At 72.8% G+C, this 18,372-nt stretch carries 19 protein-coding genes and 1 pseudogene; 13 read left to right on the plus strand and 7 right to left on the minus strand.

The window, feature by feature from the left end; translation table 11 throughout:
- Window positions 1-176: 176 nt before the first annotated feature.
- The gene (locus tag Sm713_RS22350; protein WP_212911328.1) at window positions 177-986 is read right to left on the minus strand and encodes a PhzF family phenazine biosynthesis protein; all 810 of its coding nucleotides are present in this window, start codon (window positions 984-986) and stop codon (window positions 177-179) included.
- A gap of 380 nt (window positions 987-1,366) precedes the next feature.
- Here Sm713_RS22350 and Sm713_RS22355 point away from each other — a divergent pair, with 380 nt between their 5' ends.
- The 4 genes from Sm713_RS22355 to Sm713_RS22370 all read left to right on the plus strand — a co-directional run bounded on the left by Sm713_RS22355 (window position 1,367) and on the right by Sm713_RS22370 (window position 5,252).
- Window positions 1,367-1,996, plus strand: a complete 630-nt coding sequence (locus Sm713_RS22355) for a PadR family transcriptional regulator (RefSeq protein ID WP_212911329.1) — start codon at window positions 1,367-1,369, stop codon at window positions 1,994-1,996.
- Between the two features lie 315 nt (window positions 1,997-2,311).
- A complete protein-coding gene (locus tag Sm713_RS22360) occupies window positions 2,312-2,851 on the plus strand; it encodes a Clp protease N-terminal domain-containing protein (RefSeq protein ID WP_249416435.1) in 540 nt (179 codons plus the stop codon).
- Between the two features lie 113 nt (window positions 2,852-2,964).
- Window positions 2,965-4,026 carry a DMT family transporter gene (locus Sm713_RS22365; RefSeq protein WP_212911330.1) on the plus strand — a complete coding sequence of 354 codons (1,062 nt, stop codon included), beginning with the start codon at window positions 2,965-2,967 and terminating at the stop codon, window positions 4,024-4,026.
- 266 nt (window positions 4,027-4,292) lie between these two features.
- Complete coding sequence (locus Sm713_RS22370; protein ID WP_212911331.1) at window positions 4,293-5,252, plus strand: DMT family transporter; 960 nt, start codon at window positions 4,293-4,295, stop codon at window positions 5,250-5,252.
- A gap of 109 nt (window positions 5,253-5,361) precedes the next feature.
- Here Sm713_RS22370 and Sm713_RS22375 read toward each other — a convergent pair whose 3' ends face one another.
- Window positions 5,362-6,003, minus strand: coding sequence for an FMN-binding negative transcriptional regulator (locus tag Sm713_RS22375; RefSeq protein ID WP_212911332.1), 642 nt, complete (start codon window positions 6,001-6,003; stop codon window positions 5,362-5,364).
- Window positions 6,003-6,665 carry a pyridoxamine 5'-phosphate oxidase family protein gene (locus Sm713_RS22380; RefSeq protein WP_212911333.1) on the minus strand — a complete coding sequence of 221 codons (663 nt, stop codon included), beginning with the start codon at window positions 6,663-6,665 and terminating at the stop codon, window positions 6,003-6,005. The genes Sm713_RS22375 and Sm713_RS22380 overlap by 1 nt, the downstream gene beginning before the upstream one ends.
- Before the next feature lie 116 nt (window positions 6,666-6,781).
- Between Sm713_RS22380 and Sm713_RS22385 the strand changes: the two genes are divergently transcribed.
- Window positions 6,782-8,110, plus strand: coding sequence for an aminotransferase class I/II-fold pyridoxal phosphate-dependent enzyme (locus Sm713_RS22385; protein ID WP_212911334.1), 1,329 nt, complete (start codon window positions 6,782-6,784; stop codon window positions 8,108-8,110).
- On the opposite strand, the gene Sm713_RS22390 is transcribed toward Sm713_RS22385, so the two are convergent.
- On the minus strand, window positions 8,101-9,270 hold the full coding sequence (locus Sm713_RS22390) for a DMT family transporter (protein WP_249416436.1): 1,170 nt from the start codon (window positions 9,268-9,270) through the stop codon (window positions 8,101-8,103). The genes Sm713_RS22385 and Sm713_RS22390 overlap by 10 nt on opposite strands.
- Window positions 9,271-9,343: 73 nt before the next feature.
- Here Sm713_RS22390 and Sm713_RS22395 point away from each other — a divergent pair, with 73 nt between their 5' ends.
- Window positions 9,344-10,252: a LysR family transcriptional regulator gene (locus Sm713_RS22395; protein ID WP_212911335.1), complete on the plus strand. Its 909-nt coding sequence runs from the start codon at window positions 9,344-9,346 to the stop codon at window positions 10,250-10,252.
- 229 nt (window positions 10,253-10,481) lie between these two features.
- Here the strand turns inward: Sm713_RS22395 and Sm713_RS22400 are convergent, their stop codons facing one another.
- Both Sm713_RS22400 and Sm713_RS22405 read right to left on the minus strand, forming a co-directional pair.
- A complete protein-coding gene (locus Sm713_RS22400) occupies window positions 10,482-10,967 on the minus strand; it encodes a Rieske (2Fe-2S) protein (RefSeq protein WP_212911336.1) in 486 nt (161 codons plus the stop codon).
- Between the two features lie 296 nt (window positions 10,968-11,263).
- On the minus strand, window positions 11,264-11,938 hold the full coding sequence (locus Sm713_RS22405; protein ID WP_212911337.1) for a FadR/GntR family transcriptional regulator: 675 nt from the start codon (window positions 11,936-11,938) through the stop codon (window positions 11,264-11,266).
- 162 nt (window positions 11,939-12,100) lie between these two features.
- Between Sm713_RS22405 and Sm713_RS22410 the strand changes: the two genes are divergently transcribed.
- The gene (locus Sm713_RS22410; RefSeq protein ID WP_212911338.1) at window positions 12,101-13,762 is read left to right on the plus strand and encodes an alpha/beta fold hydrolase; all 1,662 of its coding nucleotides are present in this window, start codon (window positions 12,101-12,103) and stop codon (window positions 13,760-13,762) included.
- A 31-nt stretch (window positions 13,763-13,793) separates the two neighbouring features.
- Window positions 13,794-15,077 carry an amidohydrolase family protein gene (locus tag Sm713_RS22415; protein ID WP_212911339.1) on the plus strand — a complete coding sequence of 428 codons (1,284 nt, stop codon included), beginning with the start codon at window positions 13,794-13,796 and terminating at the stop codon, window positions 15,075-15,077.
- A 121-nt stretch (window positions 15,078-15,198) separates the two neighbouring features.
- Here Sm713_RS22415 and Sm713_RS40580 read toward each other — a convergent pair.
- Window positions 15,199-15,401, minus strand: a pseudogene (locus Sm713_RS40580) (IMP dehydrogenase); the annotation flags it as partial.
- Window positions 15,402-15,445: 44 nt separating this feature from the next.
- Here Sm713_RS40580 and Sm713_RS41735 point away from each other — a divergent pair.
- The 5 genes from Sm713_RS41735 to fabG all read left to right on the plus strand — a co-directional run bounded on the left by Sm713_RS41735 (window position 15,446) and on the right by fabG (window position 18,363).
- Window positions 15,446-15,715, plus strand: coding sequence for a LysR substrate-binding domain-containing protein (locus Sm713_RS41735; RefSeq protein WP_212911340.1), 270 nt, complete (start codon window positions 15,446-15,448; stop codon window positions 15,713-15,715).
- Window positions 15,637-15,837: a hypothetical protein gene (locus Sm713_RS22425; protein ID WP_212912243.1), complete on the plus strand. Its 201-nt coding sequence runs from the start codon at window positions 15,637-15,639 to the stop codon at window positions 15,835-15,837. Before Sm713_RS41735 ends, Sm713_RS22425 begins: the two co-directional genes overlap by 79 nt.
- Before the next feature lie 363 nt (window positions 15,838-16,200).
- Window positions 16,201-17,028 (plus strand): HipA family kinase, encoded by an 828-nt coding sequence (locus tag Sm713_RS22430; protein WP_249416437.1) that lies wholly within the window; start codon window positions 16,201-16,203, stop codon window positions 17,026-17,028.
- Complete coding sequence (locus Sm713_RS22435; RefSeq protein WP_212911341.1) at window positions 17,025-17,408, plus strand: DUF3037 domain-containing protein; 384 nt, start codon at window positions 17,025-17,027, stop codon at window positions 17,406-17,408. The genes Sm713_RS22430 and Sm713_RS22435 overlap by 4 nt, the downstream gene beginning before the upstream one ends.
- Window positions 17,409-17,601: 193 nt before the next feature.
- Window positions 17,602-18,363: a 3-oxoacyl-ACP reductase FabG gene (gene fabG, locus Sm713_RS22440; protein ID WP_212911342.1), complete on the plus strand. Its 762-nt coding sequence runs from the start codon at window positions 17,602-17,604 to the stop codon at window positions 18,361-18,363.
- Window positions 18,364-18,372: the final 9 nt, after the last annotated feature.

Here is an 18,372-nt window from a genome sequence, read left to right on the forward strand (position 1 = left end):
GGCGGATCTTCGTGGGCCCGCGATGCCTGGTACCGCACCTCGCCGCGTTGTCGGAGTCATCCGGGTACGCCCCGTACGAGGACGATCCTCCGCCTTGCGATGCACGGCACCAGACGCCGCAGGCTGATCCACGAAGATCCGCCGGACACGACCTAGGGCCCAGGAACGTGGCCGGGTCAGGCGAGCAGGTCGCCGTCGATGACGGTGACCGCCCCGCCGGTGAGGAGGGTGCGCTCGGCACGCAGCTCGGTGTGCACCAGGCCGGTGCGCGCCGAGGCCTGCAGGCCGGTGAGGGAGGGGCGGCCGAGACGCCCGGACCAGAACGGGGCGAGTGCGGTGTGGGCGCTTCCGGTGACCGGGTCCTCGTCGATGCCGACCCGGGGGAAGAAGCAGCGCGACACGTAGTCGTACGGGCAGGTGGGGTCCGCCGCCGGAGCCGTGGCGATGATCCCGCGCTCGGAGTGCCGCACGAGGGCGCGGTGGTCGGGTGCGAGGCCGCGCACGGTCGCCTCGTCGGCCAGCTCGACCAGCAGGTCGCCGATGTGGGGGCCGGTGTCGTGGGCCCCGAGGAGCCTCGCGCCCAGCGCGGTGTCCAGCCCCGGGGGCACGGCCACCTCGGTCAGGGGCGCGGACGGGAAGTCCATGGTGATGGCTCCGTCCGCGCGGCGCTCCGTGACGAGGGTGCCACAGCGCGCGGCGAATCGGATCCTGCCCTCGGCGGTGCCCGTCGAGTACAGCACGTGCGCGGTGGCCAGCGTGGCATGCCCGCACATGTCCACCTCGGTGACGGGCGTGAACCAGCGCAGCGCCCAGTCCGCCTCGCCGCCGGCGGGCAGCGGATGCGCGAACGCGGTCTCCGAGAGGTTCACCTCCGCGGCCACCCGCTGGAGCCAGGCGTCGTCGGGGAACCCGTCCAGAAGGAGCACGCCGGCGGGGTTGCCCCCGAAGGGACGGTCGGTGAAGGCGTCGACGATTCGAATCCGCATGCCGCCGACGTTAAGGCGCTCCGAAGACGCCTCGCCAAGGCCAATTCCGCCGAGCTGGCCCTGGATCGGCGGGTCGGGCGCGTTCGCGCTTCGGTGCCCGGCTCGGGCGTCTTGAGGCTCTTCTCGGTCGTCCGAGGCTCCTCGTGCCGCGGGCGGGACACGGCCGGAGCGGACGAGGCGACCGCGGCACCGGGCGGGCGCCCGTCCGGGGCGGGTGGTCGCAACGGGGTGATCGCGCGCCGCCTCCGTGAGCCCGGACGGGTGATGCGACCCGCTCCGGGCGAGCCATCGCAGACCCGACCTGCATGGTTGCCTGATAGAAGTCGGCGATATATCGTTGAGGCATCGCGACCGATCAATCGATGAAAGGAGCGATGGCAATGCGTGCATACGGATATGAGCACGAGCACAAGCAGGGACACGGCGGCTGCGGGCCGCACCATCACGGTCGGGGCGGCTTCGAGCGGCGGCGCGCCGCATTCGGGCCCTTCGGCCCCGGCGGCTTCGGGCCGGGCGGTTTCGGGCCCGGCGGCCCCTGGGGCGGCCGCGGTCGCGGCCGGCCGCAGGGCAGGGCCAGGCGCGGCGACGTACGCGCCTCGATCCTCGCCCTGCTGAAGGACCGCCCGATGCACGGGTACGAGATGATCCAGGAGATCGCCGAGCGCAGCGCCGGAGCGTGGAAGCCCAGCCCCGGATCCGTCTACCCGACCCTCCAGCTCCTTGAGGACGAGGGCCTGATCGCCAGCGCCAGCGAGGGCGGCAAGAAGCTGTACTCGCTCACCGAGGCGGGCCGCGAGGCCGCCGACCAGGGCCCCGAGGCGCCCTGGGAGGAGGCAGGCCGCGGAGTCGACTGGGAGCTGGTGAACGAGGTCAGGCAAGCTGGATTCGGCTTGATGGAAGCCTTCGGGCAGGTCTGGAAGACCGGCGACAAGGACCAGCGCGACAAGGCCCTGACCGTGATCAACGAGGCCCGCAAGCGGCTCTACCGGATCCTGGCCGACGAGGACTGACCCCCGCGCTCGCCTTTCGAAATGGCAAGAAAGCGAGCAGGACATGGGTCTGGCGTGAGCAGAAATGCACGTTCTGTATGGCGTGCCGGCAGGCGTCCCGCGAGAATATGCGGGGCGCCTGCCGCTGTGGCACACGCATGGCCGCACTGCCGGCACAGGGGCCCCTGGCAAGGAGGCGCGCACGTGCAAGGTCGTCGAGGGCAGGAAGTCATCCTTGAGAAGGAGACACCGCGTATGGATGCCCACCCTGTGTTGGACGTGGGAATGCTTCCCGCCGCTGATGCAGTGATCCTCCGGGGCTGATGGGGTAGGGGAGTGCCACCCCGAATTCCGCGTCAGCCCGCCGAGCGCGGACCCAACCGCGTCGAGCTCGATGCCAGGCTCAGCGCCGAGTTGCTCTCCGCGATGGCAGGGGCTCGCCGCCGTGCCGCACGGGACGGGGATCGCCAGATCGACACCGCCCACCTGCTGCACTCGCTGCTGGAATCCGACCCGCAGGTGCGGCAGGTGTTCGACGGTCCCGTCCTGGCCCGGCTGCTCGGATACCTCGTGCAGCGGAGCATCGGTTACGGGCTGCTGTGGCAGAGCTCCGTGGAGGACTCCGGGAGCGTGCCGGTGGTCAGGGAGGCCGGATGGTCGCCCGCCGCCGCCTTCGCCATGGACTGCGCACGCAAGCGGTCCGAGAAGCGCGGCGACCCGCAGGCCCGCGGCCTCGATCTGCTGGTCGCCCTGGCCGCCGACACCGAGTGCCGCGCCGTCGAGGTTCTCGGAAGGGCCGGAGTGCGCGCGGAGGGCCTGGAGTCCCGTGTCGAGGCGGCCGAGGGCGGAGGTGTCGCGGGCGAACTGCCGCCCTGACCGTGCGTGAGGCGCGGCCCTCACCAGGCCTCCTTCCACGCGAGTTTCCTCCAGCCGGCCGGACAGGGGTTATTTGAGATGACGGTCCTGACCGGGTTTGCCATCATGAGCGGATGCATACCGCTTCGGAGCGCCGGCCCGGCCGCGCCAAGAGTGCCGGCCTCGCCCTCGCGCTGGTGTCGGCCGTGGCCTTCGGAGGCTCCGGCGTCGCCGCGAAACCCCTGATCTCGGCAGGGTTCGGATCGCTCCAGGTGGTCTGGCTCCGGGCCGCGGGCGCCGCGCTCGTGATGCTGCCGATCGCCTGGCGGCACCGGCGGCTCGCGCTGCGGCGGCCCGTCCTGCTCGCCGGCTACGGGCTCCTCGGCGTCGCGGGCGTGCAGGCCTGCTACTTCGTGGCCATCGCGCGGATCCCCGTCGGCGTCGCCCTGCTCGTCGAGTACCTCGGGCCCGCGCTGGTGCTCGGCTGGGTCCGGCTCGTGCAGCGCCGGCCGGTCAGCAGGGCCGCCGCACTCGGGGTGGTGCTCGCCGTCGGCGGGCTGAGCTGCGTCGTCGAGGTGTGGTCGGGGCTGGGCTTCGACGCCGTGGGCCTCCTCTTCGCCCTCGCGGCGGCCTGCTGCCAGGCCGCCTACTTCCTGCTCGGCGACCACGGCAGCGGCGCGGGCACCGACACCCCCGACCCGCTCGGCGTGATCGCCTACGGCATCCTCACGGGCGCCGCGCTGCTCACCCTCGTGGCGCACCCCTGGACCCTCGACTGGTCGAAGCTCGGCGGCAGCGCGCGGATGGACGGCACGCAGGTCCCGAACGCCCTGCTCGTCTGCTGGCTCGTCCTGCTCGCCACCGTCCTCGCCTACGGCAGCGGCATCCTGGCCGTGCGCCGGCTCTCACCGCAGGTGGCCGGCGTCGTGGCGTTCCTGGAGGCGGTGGTCGCCACCGTCCTGGCGTGGTTCCTGCTGGGCGAACACCTCGGCGCACCGCAGCTCATCGGCGGTGTCGCGGTCCTCGCGGGTGCCTTCGTCGCCCAGTCCGCCACCCCCGCGCGGGCCCCCGCCGCCCCCGTCACCCGCGGGCGCCCCGAGGCCGCCGGCACACCGCAACCGGCCGGGCCCCTTCCCGCTGCTCCTGCTCCGACCGAGCTTCCCGACCCGCCCACTCCGCGGGGCCACCAGATGTGACGTGGCGCCGGTTCCGCGTGCCTCGTCGCGCGGGACGCCGACGTGCACGCGCAGGAGCACCGGGACATGTTGTCGCCGCGCCGCCCCGGCCCCTAAGGTGCTGATCATGCATTCCGACGCACTCGTTCTTCCGCCCCCCGCCCGCTGAGGCGGGCCCTCCGGAGCGCAGCCCGGCCCACCGGCCGGGCCGAGCGGTGCTGCCCGCAGAAGAAGTCCACGCCCTGACGGGGCGCCATCCGAACTTCTGCATCCTGCGGAGAATCCACGTGTCGAATGCCGTATCCCCTGCTGCCGCGAGCCTGTCCACGGGCCGGGGCCTCAGCTATCTGGTCGTCGCCGGTGTCGCCTGGGGCACCGCCGGCGCGGCCGCGTCCCTGCTCTACCGCGCCGGCGACCTCGGCCCCGTCGCCCTCTCCTTCTGGCGCTGCCTCGGCGGGCTGGCCCTGCTGCTCGCCGCCCGGCGACTGCGCCGCGGGCCGCGCGTGACCGGGTACGAGACGCGCCGCAACCGAGTGCTGCGCATCCTCGTCACCGGCTTCGCCCTCGCCGTCTTCCAGACCGCCTACTTCGCCGCCGTCCAGGCGACCGGGCTCGCCGTGGCGACCGTGGTGACCCTCGGGGCAGGCCCGGTGCTCATCGCCGTCGGCGCCCGCATGACCATGGGCGAACGGCTCGGCCGCGGCGGCACCGCAGCCGTCGCCGGGGCCCTGGCCGGGCTTGTCGTGCTGGTGCTCGGCGGCAGCCACGCCACGGTGCGGCCCTGGGGGATCGCGCTGGCCGTGCTGTCCGCCGCCGGATACGCCGTCATGACGCTGGTGACACGCAAGCGGGGACGGAGCGGGAGCGGCGACGGCACCGGCACCACCGTCTGGGTGTTCGCCGTGACCGTGCTCTGCCTGCTGCCCTTCGCCCTGGCCGAGGGGCTGGTGCCGGGCACCGCGCACCTCGGACGGGTGGTGCTCCTGCTGGTGTACATCGCCGCGGTGCCCACCGCGCTCGCCTACGGCCTCTACTTCGCGGGCGCTGCCGTCGTGCGCTCCGCGACCGTGTCCGTGATCATGCTTCTGGAGCCGGTCAGCGCGGCCGTGCTCGCCGTGGCCCTGCTGGGGGAGCGGCTGACGTTCCCGACGGTGGCGGGGACGCTGCTCATGCTGGCCGCCGTCGCCGGGCTGGCCGTGGCGGAGGCCAGGGGCGCCACGGCCCGGCGGGAGAGTCTGGCGGCGTGAGCGCCGGCGCCGGCCGGCTCACCGGGGCGAGCCCGGCCGGCCGGCGCGCTCCCGGGCGCCGGGCCCACGTCCCGGCGCTCGGCGCTCGGCGCGGTGCGGGCTGCCGCGGTCACTCCCCGCGGCGCCGGAGCTGATGGGCACGGGCCGCGGCATCCCGCGTCCCGGCACGCTCCGCGAGACCCGTCACGATCCGGTCCTGCACTTCTTGCGGCTTCTGGTTGGCGTACTTGAACTTGGCGCGCACTTCCCGCACCTCGAGCCGCAGCCCCCTGATGCCCGGAAGCAGCCGGCCGTGCGGAGCCTCGCCCTCGGCGGCCGGGGCCGTCAGACCCGCCGCCTGGAAGTGCCCGACCTGGCGGTTGAGCAGGTCGGCCTTCTGGACGGCGTCATCCACGACGATGGCGGTACAGCGGAGCTGGACGGCCGAGTACAGGCTGGTCGGCACGCCGTGCTCGGGCCGTACTCCGGCCGCGGCCGCCCAGGGGCCCGGTATGTAGACGTAGTCGTCCACCACGCTCAGGAGCACCTCGGGGTCGGCCTCAAGGGCCGGCCACAGCGGGTTGGGGCGGGCCAGATGGGTGATGACCTCGCCGTGGGGCCCGTGGCCGGGGTCGTAGGCGAAGTGCAGGGGCTGGACGTACGGGGGCTCGCCGGACAGGCCGTTCACGGCCAGCTCTCCGAAGTCGTGGAGGGCGAGCCAGTCGCGCCACTCGGCCTCGTCGTGGGGCGCGTCCCAGGGGTGGATCAGCATCAGAGCACCGTCAGGTAGTCGGGTACCGCGATCGCGGCGTGCAGGTCGTCTGCCCCGACGGGCTCCTCGTACCCCTTGCGGAGAGGCAGGACCCCGGCCCAGCACGGGAGGGAGAGGTCGTCGGGATCGTCGTTCGGACCGCCGGTGCGTAGCTTGGCCGAGACCTCCACCAGGTTCATGCGCATCACCGCGGTGGCGGCCAGCTCCTTGGCGTTCCCCGGGCGCGAGTCGGCGGCCCGGCCCGGCACGACATGGTCGACCAGCGCGTTCAGAGCGGCCCGCTTCTCGTCCCGGTCGGTCACCTGGTGGGCCGTGCCGTGCACCACCACCGAGCGGTAGTTGACCGAGTGGTGGAAGGCGGACCGGGCCAGCACCAGCCCGTCGACGTGCGTGACCGTCACGCAGACCGGCAGGCCGTCGTCGGCCCGTCCGGCCATCTGCAACGGGCGCGAACCGGTGGACCCGTGCAGGTACAGGTGTTCGCCGACACGGGCGAACAGCGTGGGCAGCACCACGGGCCTGCCGTCGCGCACGAAGCCGAGATGGCAGACGTACGCCTCGTCGAGGATCGCGTGCACCAGCGCGCGGTCGTACGCGGCGCGTTCACGGGAACGGGTGGGGATCGTGCGGTCGGTGGGCGCGTATGCGGTCTCGTCGGGCATCCGTCTTCCTCGCGGGCCGGGGCTTGTCGGACTTCGGGAGGGCGCGGTGGGCGCCGGGCGCGCCGGCCCTCCGTGGGCACTTGCGAGCTGTTTTGTGCTAGCGCAAAATGCTCTTTGTGCTAGAAGAGTATCGGATCCAGGGTCGGCGCGCAGCCGAGATCGCCGCCAGCGTCGAACAGGCGGTCGGCGCCGGTGAGCTGCCGCCCGGCTCCCCGCTGCCGCCGATGCGCGAGCTGGCGGACCGGCTGGGCGTCAATCCGCACACGGTCGCGGCCGCCTACCGCACCCTGCGCGAGCGCGGCGTCGTGGAGACAGCGGGCCGCCGGGGCACCCGGATCCGCCCCCGGCCGGCGACGACCTCCCGTGAGCTCGCCCGCGTCAGTGCCCCGCCCGGCGTCCGTGACGTCTCCCAGGGCAACCCGGACCCCGCCCTGCTGCCGTCGCTCTCAGAGGCGTTCGCGGCAGCCGCCGCGGAGGCCGACGCCCGCCCCGTGCTGTACGGCGAGAGCGCCGTGGACCCGGAGCTGGCCCGGCGGGCGCGCGCGGCCTTCGACGCCGACGGGGTGCCGCCCGGCCCCATCGCGGTCACGTCCGGTTCGCTGGACGCCGTCGAGCGGGTGCTGGCCGCCCACCTCAAGTCCGGTGACGCGGTCGCCGTCGAGGACCCCGGATGGGCCGCCCTGCTCGACCTGGTCCCCGCGCTCGGGCTGCGCACCGTCCCCGTGCGGGTCGACGAGGAGGGGCCGTTGCCCGCCTCCGTCGCCCAGGCCCTGCGGGGCGGGGCACGCGCGATCGTCGTCACCGACCGGGCGCAGAACCCGCTCGGCGCCTCGATCGGCGCCGAGCGCGCCAAGGCCCTGCGGGCGGTGCTCGCGGACCACCCCGAGGTGCTGCTCATCGAGGACGACCACGGTCACGCCATCGTCGACCTGCCGCTGCATCCGCTTGCCACCGTGGCGCGCACCTGGGCGCTGGTCCGATCCGTCGCCAAGGCGCACGGCCCCGATCTCCGGCTGGCCGTCCTCACCGGGGACGCCGTCACCGTCGACCGGCTGCTCGGCCGGCAGCGGCTCGGCCCCGGGTGGGTCAGCCGCATCCAGCAGCGCGCCGTCGTCCACCTGTGGGAGCGCGGTGCGCTACGGCCGTCCGTCGCGGCCGCCTATGACAGGCGCCGGGCGGCCCTGATCGCGGCGCTCGCCGAGCGGGGCGTGCCGGCACGGGGCCGCAGCGGCATGAACGTCTGGGTGCCGGTGCGCGACGAGACCGGTGCCGTGGCGCGGCTGCTGCACTCGGGCTGGGCGGTGGCACCGGGTGCGGCCTTCCGGTTGAACTCACCGCCCGGGATCCGCATCACCGTCTCCGGCCTGACCGCGGACGACGTCGAAGGGATCGCGGACGCCGTCGCGGTCGCCCTCGGGCCCGCGCCCGCGCGGCGCTACGACTGAGACCGCCGTCCGGTCCGGCGCGGCCGGCCGGTTCCACGGGGCCGGGACTGCGTGAGGGCCGCGCCGGCGATCACTATCGCCGCGCCCACGGGCGTCGACCAGGTCAGCGACTCGCCGAGGACGGCGACGCCGGCGGCGGTGGCGATCACGGGGATGAAGTACGTGACCATCTGCGCGGTCGTCGGGCCGATCTCCAGGACGAGGCCGTACTGCACCAGCAGCGCGAACCCGGTGCCCAGCGCGCCCAGGGCGACCACGGCCAGCAGCGGCACCACCGCGAGGCGGGCGGGCACCGCGGTGAACAGCGGGGTGACGACGGCGAGCTGGACCGTCGCCATCAGGAGCTGCCCGCCCGTCATCGACAGATGGGAGTACCGGACACCCGCCAGGGTGCGCCGGACATAGATCCAGCCGACCGGGTAGCTCAGCGAGGCGAGCAGGGCCAGGGCCGTGCCCCGCGCATCCAGGCCGCTGAAGCCCTGCCAGGCACCGAGCACCGTCAGCACGCCGAGGAAGCCGAGGCCGAGCCCCGCGACCCGGCGCCGGGTGGGCCGGTCCTCGGAGAGCGCGACGAGGGACAGCACCATGCCCCACAGCGGGGACGTGGCGTTGCAGATCCCGGCCAGCGTGGACGGAATGGTCAGTTCCGCGAAGGCGAACAGGGAGAACGGCAGCGCGTTCAGCAGGAAGGCGGCGACCGCCAGATGGCCCCAGAGGCGGAGTCCGCGCGGCAGCCGCTCCCGCTTGACCGCCATCGCCACGGCCAGCACCGCGGTACCGAAGAACAACCTCCCGAACGTCACCTGAAAGGGTGCGTACGCCTGCGTGCCGACCTTGATCAGAAGGAAGCTGAAGCCCCAGACGAGCGACAGCACGCCGAAGCGGAGGCGCCAGTCCAACGCCGGACGCGTGGCGGCGCGGGGACCCGAGGTCCGCGCGGACTGCGCGGCCGGGAGCCCCGAGCCGGGTGGGGCGGGCGGCCGAGGGTGCCCAGTGCCGGGCGCCCTGCGGCCCTCCTCCGCGGGCGGCGCGGACGCAGCGGGCGGCGTGGCAGGCGGCAGGTGCTCGGCGAGCCGCGCACCGGTGGCGGCTTCGGGCGTGGCCTCGGTGGACGGATGGGCGGCGGCTCCGTGCCCGGCGGCTCGGTGGGTGGGGGTCATGCCGTCAGCATGGAACGGTCCATGTGTTAGCACAAGCGAGATTTGTTTGCGGCAACCGCGTAGCATCGCTTAGATGTTGAACCTGGAGCGCCTTCGCACCCTCGACGCCCTCGCGCGGCACGGCTCGGTCAGCGGAGCCGCCGCGGGGCTGCATGTCACGACGTCCGCGGTCTCCCAGCAGATGACCAAGCTGGAGCGCGAGGTGGGCCAGCAACTCGTCGCCAAGAACGGCCGGGGGGTGCGTCTGACGGACGCCGGGCGGCTGCTCTCCGAGCACGCCGCGCGCATCCTCTCCCAGGTGGAGCTCGCGCAGTCAGACCTGGAGGCGCAGCGCGGCCAGGCCGTGGGGGAGCTGCGCATCGCGGCCTTCCCCACCGCGGCACGCGGCCTGCTGCCCGCCGCGGTCGCCTCGCTCCGCGGGCGGTACCCGGGCCTGCGGGTGCGCACGGCGGAGCTGGAGCCCGAGTACGGCGTGCGGGGCGTGGTCCGCGGCGATCAGGACCTGGCCGTCGTCCTCGACTGGCAGAACAAACCGCTGCCGCTGCCCGGCGGCCTGCTGAAGGCCGCGATCCTCGACGACCCGGCGGACGTGGCCATGCCTCAGGCGCATCCGCTGGCGGACCGCGCGGAGCTGGACCTGGAGGATCTCGCGGACGACGAGTGGATCACCTGGCCCGAGGGCCAGTTCTGCCACGAGTGGCTGCTGTCGACGCTGCGCTCCAAGGGCTTCGAGCCGCGGATCGCGCACTGCGCGCAGGAGCACCCCACCCAGCTCGCGCTGGTCGCCTTGGGGCTCGGGGTCTGCGTGGCGCCCCGGCTGGGCCGCGACCCGGTGCCCGCGGGGGTGCGGACGGTCCCGGTGCGGCACCGGGTGCACCGCCACATCTACGTCGTCTGGCGGGCCGACGCCGACCGGCGCCCGTCGATCCGTGCCGCCGTCGACGCGCTCCGGCGGATCGCGGGCACGGAGGGCGGCGAGTAGGGCGGCTCGCGGCCGGCCCGATCGCACCCCCGGCCGGACATTTCGGGCAGGTTGGCCGGTGTTCCCCGCCTCGTGAGCGTTCGTGCCGGGTGCCCTGCCGGAGTGCTCCTCGGAAAGCGGCTCCGGAAGCCGCAGTCGGGGCGCTCGATGCGGAGCCCCGGCACGCCCCCCGTGGCCCGGCCCGTCCTGCCCGCCTCCCTGGTCCTGGCGGGTGGGACGGGCCGGGGGCTCAGGACAGCTTGATCTCGTCGCCCGAGACCTCGATCTTCATGGACTCCAGCGGGGACATCGCCGGCGGGTGCTTCACGCTGCCGTCCTCGATGGAGAACTTGCTGCCGTGGCAGGGGCAGTTGATCGTGCCGCCCGACACGCTCGCCACCGTGCACCCCTGGTGCGTGCAGGTGCTCGTGAACGCCTTGAAGTCGCCCTTCGTCGGCTGGGTCACCACGACCTGCTGCTCCTTGAAGACCTTCCCGCCACCCTCGGGGATGTCGCTGGTCTTGGCCAGCGGGCTCGCGGACCCCTTGCCCGAGCCCTTCGCGGAACCGGAGCCGGAAGCCGTTCCGGAGTCGGAGGCACCGGAGCCGGAGGCGTCGGAGCCTGGATCGCCGGATCCGCCACAGGCGGCGAGGGTGGCTGCCAGCCCCGCGGCTCCCGCGGCGGTGACGACCGCGCGGCGGGACGGGGACGTGAAGGATTCGTGCGAAAGGCTCATAGGTACTGCCTCCGTGCTCGGACGTGTGCGTCGGGCCGTGCAAGACGCCGGTGCCGGGGGCGGCAGCGGCGACGTACCTCATACGTACAGCGGCGGCCGTATGTTCAACGAGTCTTCGGCCGCGTGAGGTACGGCATATGCACCGAAGCGCCCGTAGTGCTCCTCATCCGCCCGTGCGCACGACTCGGCGCCGGCCGAACGGGCGGCGGGGGAGCAGCGGCGGCCGGCGGCGTCCGGGCGCCGGTGGGCCGCCTGTGGCCGGCTTCGACGGCTGAGCAGGGGCGCGTCGACCGTGGTCAGCCGGTGTCGCCGAGCAGGGTTCGGCGGACGTGCCTGAGGTGGGCCTTCATCGCCTCACGGGCGGCATCGGCATCCCTCTCCCGGAGCGCGGCCACGATCTGTTCGTGTTCGCGGCAGTAGCTCTGGTGGCGCTCGGCGCCGAAGGTGCGCTTCTTCAGGCCGCCCCACACCGGCTGGCGGCGTGCGGCGATGAGCAGGGAGCTGACCTCGACGAGGACGGCGTTGTGCGTGGCGACGGCGAAGCTGTGGTGCAGGGCGGTGTCCCAGCGCTCGAACTCCTCCGAGGTGAGCGCCTTCTGCCCGCCGCGCAGGCAGCGCTCCATCTCGGCGAGGTCGGCGCCGGTCGCCGAGACGACGGCGAGGGGCATGAGCTCCGGTTCCAGGACCATGCGGGAGGCCATGATCTCGGAGGGGCTCGGCAGGTGGTCGCCGCCGCCCGGGGCCGCCGTCTCGTCGCGGGTGAGAAACGTGCCGCGGCCGACGTGGCGCGTTACGACGCCTCGTTGCTCAAGGTCGTTCAGGGCCGCGCGGACCACGGCTCGGCTCACGCCTGTGGCGGCGGCGAGGTCGCGTTCGGTGGGCAACCGGTCCCCGGGCCCCAGGCCCGCCCTGTCGATGTGCCGCTCGACGTGCCGGACCACGGTGACGGCGGCCCCCACGAGGTCTTCCATGACGTGCAGAACCTTCCCGGCTGCATAACCAATGTGAACCAATAATAGCAGTCCAGGTTGCTATACCGGGAGTGTTGGAGCTGTTGACCCCGCTGAGGCGCCTCCCTACGCTCACCAATAAGGGCCGATGCGAATATTGGTCCATATTGGTTTGGAGGTTTGGTGCGGTACGCGAGGATTCACACCACGGACGGCGCCCGTGTCTGCGTTGTCGACGGACACGGAAGTGCCCACCCGGTCGGTTTCTCCGACACCGGGGAGCGGATCACCGAGCTCCAGCAGATCATCGCCGCCGGGCCGGGGGCCTCGTCGCGCCTGAGGGCGGAGGAGCGTCCGGCCGACGGAAAGCTGCTGGCACCGCTGACCCCGCACCGCAACGTCTTCTGCGTGGGGCGCAACTACACGGAGCACGCGGCCGAGTTCGGCAGGAGCGGGTTCGACGCCACCGGGTCTGGCGACGGCCGGCACGTGCCGGAGCATCCCGTGGTGTTCACCAAGCCCGCGTCCTCGGTGATCGCCTCGGGTGACGCGATCGACCCGCACACGGACATCACCTCCGCGCTCGACTACGAGGGCGAGATCGGCGTCATCATCGGCCGCCGCTGCTCGAAGGTCGGCCGTGACGAGGCCATGCAGTACGTGTGGGGCTACACCCTCATCAACGACGTCACCGCGCGGGATCTGCAGCGCGACCACAAGCAGTGGTTCATCGGAAAGTCCCTCGACACCTTCTGCCCCGTGGGGCCGTGGGCGGTCACCGCGGACGAGGTCGACATCGCCGATCTCCGCTTGCAGACCCGGGTCAACGGCGAACTGCGCCAGGACGCCAGCACCGCCCAGCTGATCTTCGACGTGGCCACCGTCATCGAGACGCTGTCCGCGGGAATCACCCTGGAGCCCGGCGACGTGATCGCGACCGGTACCCCGGTCGGTGTCGGCATCGGCTTCGACCCGCCGAAGTACCTGGCAACCGGCGACCAGGTGACCGTCTCCGCACCGGGCCTGGGCGACCTCACCAACGTGGTCGGCCCCGTGACCGGAGGCGACTTGCTGGTGCCCGCCGCCTCCGCGCGGCTGTACGTGGAGAGGTCCGGGCAGGGCTCGCCCGTGGTCCTCATCCACGGCCTGGGCGGTGCGACCACCTTCTACGACCCCCAGGTGGCGGCCCTCGCCGAGGACCACACGGTGCTGCGCTACGACCTGTCGGGGCACGGCCGCTCCCCGCGGGCCGGCGTTCCGAGCATCGAGGGCTGGGCGGACGAACTGCTGGCGCTCCTGGACGCCGAGGGCATCGAGGAGACCGCCGTCGTGGCCCATTCCATGGGCACGCTGGTCGCCTCCCGCTTCGCCGCGGCCCACCCGGGCCGGGTGACCAGGCTGGCCCTGCTGGGCCCGTTGCGCGCGCAGGGCGAGAAGGCCAAGGCGGCCACCCGTGCCCGTGCGCGTACGGTGCGGGAGGGCGGGATGTCGGCCGTCGCCGACACCATCGTCTCGGTGGCCACCTCTCCGGCGACGCGTGCCGAGCGGCCCCTGGCCGCGGCCCTGGTCCGCGAACTGCTGCTGGGCCAGGACGCCGAAGGCTACGCGCTGGCCTGCGAGGCGCTGGCCGCCGCGGAGGAGCCCGACTTCGCGGGCATCAAGGCCCCGGTCCTGCTGCTGACCGGCAGCGAGGACAAGACCAGCCCCGTGGCCCTGAACGACGAGATCGGCTCCCTGCTGGCCAGGGCGAGCCGGCGCGTGATCGAGCAGATCGGCCACTGGCACGCCCTGGAAGCGCCGCACGACGTCACGAGCGCACTGAAGGAGTTCCTCACCCAGTCCTGACCTCTGCTGGTCCGAAAGGAAGATGACGACGATGTCACCGAGCACGTCGACCCTGTTCACGAACGTACGCGTCTTCGACTCCAGTGGCGACCAGCCTTTCGCGGGCGAGGTCGTGGTGAGCGGCGAGCGCATCGTCGAGGTCCACCATGGCAGCGGCGCCGCGGCCCGCGAGGGCGCCCGCGTCGTCGACGGACACGGCCGGTTCCTCATGTCCGGCCTGTGTGACGCGCACACGCACTTCTCCTGGATCAACTCCGCCGACCTGCCGGGACTCGGGCGCCTGGGAGTCGAGGAGCACACCCTCCTGTCGGCGAAGTCGGCCCTGACCTACCTCGACTCGGGCTACACGATGTGCGTCGGAGCGGCCTCCGCGAAGCCGCGACTGGACGTCGTGATCCGCAACTCGATCAACGAAGGACTGATCCGCGGCCCCCGCTACCTGGCCAACTGCCAGGAGATCGCCGTCACCGGCGGTGACCTCATCGAGGGCATCACCGCGTTCGCCGACGGGCCCGAGGAAATGCGCAAGGCGGTACGCCGCAACGTCGCCCACGGCGCCGACCTGGTCAAGCTGAGCATGTCAGGGGAGGAGATCACCGGCGACAAGCACGCCGAGGACAACTACTTCTCCGACGAGGAGGTGCTCGCGGTCACCACCGAGGCCCACCGGCGCGGGCTTCGGGTGTGCTCCCACGCCCGCTCGGCGGAGAGCGTGAAGATGTCGCTGCGCAACAACGTCGACATCATCTACCACGCCAGCTTCATCGACGACGAAGGCATGGACATGCTGGAGGCCAAGAAGGACGAGGTGTTCGTCGCACCCGGTCTGAACTGGCTTGTCGCGACGCTGCATGACGCCGCGGAGTTCGGCTACCCGCCGGCGGCCGCCGAAGCGGCCGGGTACAAGCACGAACTGGACTGCGCCATCGCCGGACTCCAGGAGATGCGCCGGCGCGGCATCCGGGTCCTGCCCGGTGGCGACTACGGATTCGCCTGGACCCCGCACGGCACCTACGCCCGCGACCTCCAGCACTTCGTCGAGCTGCTCGGGTACACGCCGATGGAGACCCTGCTCGCCGCCACCAGGCTGGGCGGCGAGATCATGCGGATGCCCGACGAGCTCGGGCAGGTCAAGCCCGGCTTCTACGCCGACCTGATTCTCGTCGACGGAGACCCGCTGGAGGACATCGGCGTCCTGCGGAGCCGGGACCGCATCGTCGGCATCATGAAGGGTGGCGACTTCCACAAGGATCCTGACACCGGAGCCACGGGGGATACGTCCCCCCTCGCCGGCGGATCCGTGATCACCGCCTGACCCACCGGACTCCGGTGCCCTCGCGCCTTGATCCGGCGCGGGGGCACCGGCGCGTCCGGCTCCCGCTTGAGGCGATCACCGCTAGCTCTCCCGCCCGCCCCTCGCGTGGTGATCGCTGCCCTCACATGACGATGCGGACCTTCAGCGCCGAGCGGTCGTCCATCGCCCGGTAGCCGTCCGGCACGCCGTTCAAGCCGACCGTGTGGTCGAAGAGGGGGCCCGGGTCCATGACGCCCTCCAACACGTCGTGAAGCAGCTCGGGGAGGTAGGCGCGGGCGGGGGCACGCCCCCTGCGAGCGTGATGTCGCGGTCGAACATCTCGCCGCCCGCCCCCAGGCGCCGAGACACGCATCCCGCAGATCGACCCGATGGTCGCCGTACTGCGCGGAGACCACCCCGCGGCCGACCCCGAAGAGGGCCCGATCGAGCTGCGGGAGCTGGCAGGCGCCTCCTGGATCGCCGCCCCCGCCCAGACAGCGTGTGGTGATGCGTTCCTTCAGGCCTGCCGCTCGGCAGGCTTCGCCCCGCGGATACGGCACATCTGCACCGGCTCTCCGCCATGGCCGCTCTGGCCGCGAGCGGTGGCCATCCGGCCCTCATCCCCCGCCTGGCCGCGGCACATCTGCCGCTCTTGCTGACCACACGTCCTGTGGCGGACGGCAGCCTCGCCCGCACGACCGGGATTGCGGTCAGGCACGGCACGGCGCGTGAGCCCGAAATCGTTGCCGGCCTGAAATCGCTCCAAACCATGCGTAGCTGACAGCGGTGGAAAAGATTCTCCCTCCATGCCCCGTCTCCGACAGCGTTCCGAAGGACGGCTTCCGCCGCTGCGACGCGCCTACGCCCTGATCATGCCGGAGCAGGGGAGCCCGCGGTGACGCCGGCACGATGGCTCCGGTGCTCGTCCCCGGCTGTCACGCTTGGTCACTATGCTCACTTCATGCCGAAGGCCGGAAGCAGGGGCCGCACCGCCATGGATGGACCGCTGGGGAGACACGGAGACGAGCATGCCGATGGAAACTCCCCGGATTCTCCCCGGGGCTGGTCGGGGAGGCCTTCCCGGATGGCACCACGTTCGCGTTGCCGTGGCATGCAAGGTAAACGAGTCGTGGAGCCTTGAGAGATGCTGACAGAAGTCGCTGCCACCCGCTACATCACGCCCCTGCGTGAGGGCGGCTCGCTGCCCGGTCTCGTCGAGGCGGACGACCGGGCCACCTACGTGGTGAAGTTCACCGGTGCGGGACAGGGCCGCAAGACCCTGGTCGCCGAGGCGATCTGCGCCCGGCTCGCCCGGGGCCTTGGCCTGCGTGTCCCCCCACTCGTCACGGTCCGGCTGGATCCGGTGCTCGGCCTGGGCGAGCCCGACCCCGAGGTGCAGGACCTGCTCAAGGCCAGCGGCGGGCTCAACCTCGGCGTGGGCTACCTCTCCGGCGCCCTCGGCTTCGACCCGCTCGCGTACGGCGTGGAGCCCCGGGAGGCCGGCCGTATCGTGTGGTTCGACGCGTGGGTGGGCAACGTCGACCGGTCCTGGCGGAACCCCAACATGCTCGTCCGGGGGCAGGACCTCTGGCTGATCGACCACGGCGCCACCATGATCTGGCACCACAACTGGCCGACCGTCCAGACCGCCGCCGCCCGCCCCTATGACGCCTCCGACCACGCGCTGGCCGGCTTCGAGCCGGATGTCGCGGCCGCCGCCGCCGAGCTGGCTCCCGGTGTCACCCCCGAACTGCTCGCCGAGGCCACCGCCGACGTCCCGGACGCCTGGCTGGCCGACGAGGCGGGCTTCGGCAGCCCCGACGAGGTGCGCGAGGCGTATGCCTCCGCGCTCCTCGCGCGCGCCGCGACCGTCCACGAGCACATCACCCTGGGCCGGCCGCCCGGCGCCCGGCCCGTCGGCTCCTCGGGCTGGCTCCCCGCCGGCCCCGCAACCACCGGCGAGGCCTCATGAGCGACCGGAGCGTCTTCGAGTACGCGCTGCTGCGCGTCGTGCCGCGGGTGGAGCGGGGCGAGCTGATCAACGCCGGTGTGATCGTCTACTGCCGCGCGCACGGATACGTCGCTGCGCGCACCCACCTCGACGAGGCCAGACTGAGGGCGCTCGACCCCGCAGTGGACCTCACCGGCGTGCGCGCCGCCCTGGTGGCCGTGGAGCGCGTCTGCCAGGGCGGCGAGGGGGCGGGGGAGGCCGGCCGGGACGACGCCGGGCGCCGCTTCCGCTGGCTGATCGCCCCCCGCTCCACCGTCGTACAGCCGGGCCCCGTGCACACCGGGCTCACGGACGACCCCGAGGCCGAGGCGGAGCGGCTGCTCGACCTCCTGGTGAGGTGAGGCCGGCGCGCGCCGGGGAGCGAAGGGGGCACGCCGCCCGGCGTGCCGTTGACACCGGGTGCCGCGGCTTCTAGCGTCACGCCTACCGAAGGTACTAAGCGGTCGCTCACCCCGTGGGGACCGCGCCGGACCCGCTGTCCTGGGAGCAGGAACGGCAGGAACGGCAGGGACGACCGGAATGAGGAGAAGCTGAATGTCCACCACTGAGCAGCGCGTCGCGATCGTCACCGGTGCCGCGCGCGGCATCGGCGCCGCCACCGCGGTACGGCTGGCCGCGGACGGTCGCGCGGTAGCCGTGCTCGACCTCGACGAGGGTGCCTGCGAGGACACCGTCGAGAAGATCACCGCCGCCGGCGGCAGGGCGCTCGCGGTGGGCTGCGACGTCAGCGACGAGGAGCAGGTGGCCTCGGCGGTCCAGCGCGTCGCGGACGGTCTCGGCGCGCCGACGATCCTCGTGAACAACGCCGGGGTGCTCCGCGACAACCTCCTGTTCAAGATGAGCGTGTCCGACTGGGACACGGTGCTCGGCGTCCACCTGCGCGGCGCCTTCCTGATGTCCCGCGCGGCACAGAAGCACATGGTGGACTCCGCGTTCGGCCGCATCGTCAACCTGTCGTCGTCCTCGGCGCTCGGCAACCGCGGCCAGGTGAACTACGCCGCGGCCAAGGCCGGCATGCAGGGCTTCACGAAGACCCTGGCCAAGGAGCTGGGGAAGTTCGGCGTCACCGCCAACTCCGTCGCCCCCGGCTTCATCGCCACCGAGATGACCAAGTCGACCGCGGAGCGCGTCGGCATGGGCTTCGAGGACTTCCAGGCCGCGGCCGCCACGCAGATCCCCGTCCAGCGCGTCGGGCAGCCCGAGGACGTCGCCAACGCCATCGCCTTCTTCACGGGCGACGCGGCCGGCTTCGTCTCCGGGCAGGTCCTGTACGTGGCCGGCGGCCCGCTCAACTGATCGCGAGGA

Source organism: Streptomyces sp. TS71-3 (assembly GCF_018327685.1).
Classification (GTDB): Bacteria; Actinomycetota; Actinomycetes; order Streptomycetales; family Streptomycetaceae; genus Streptomyces.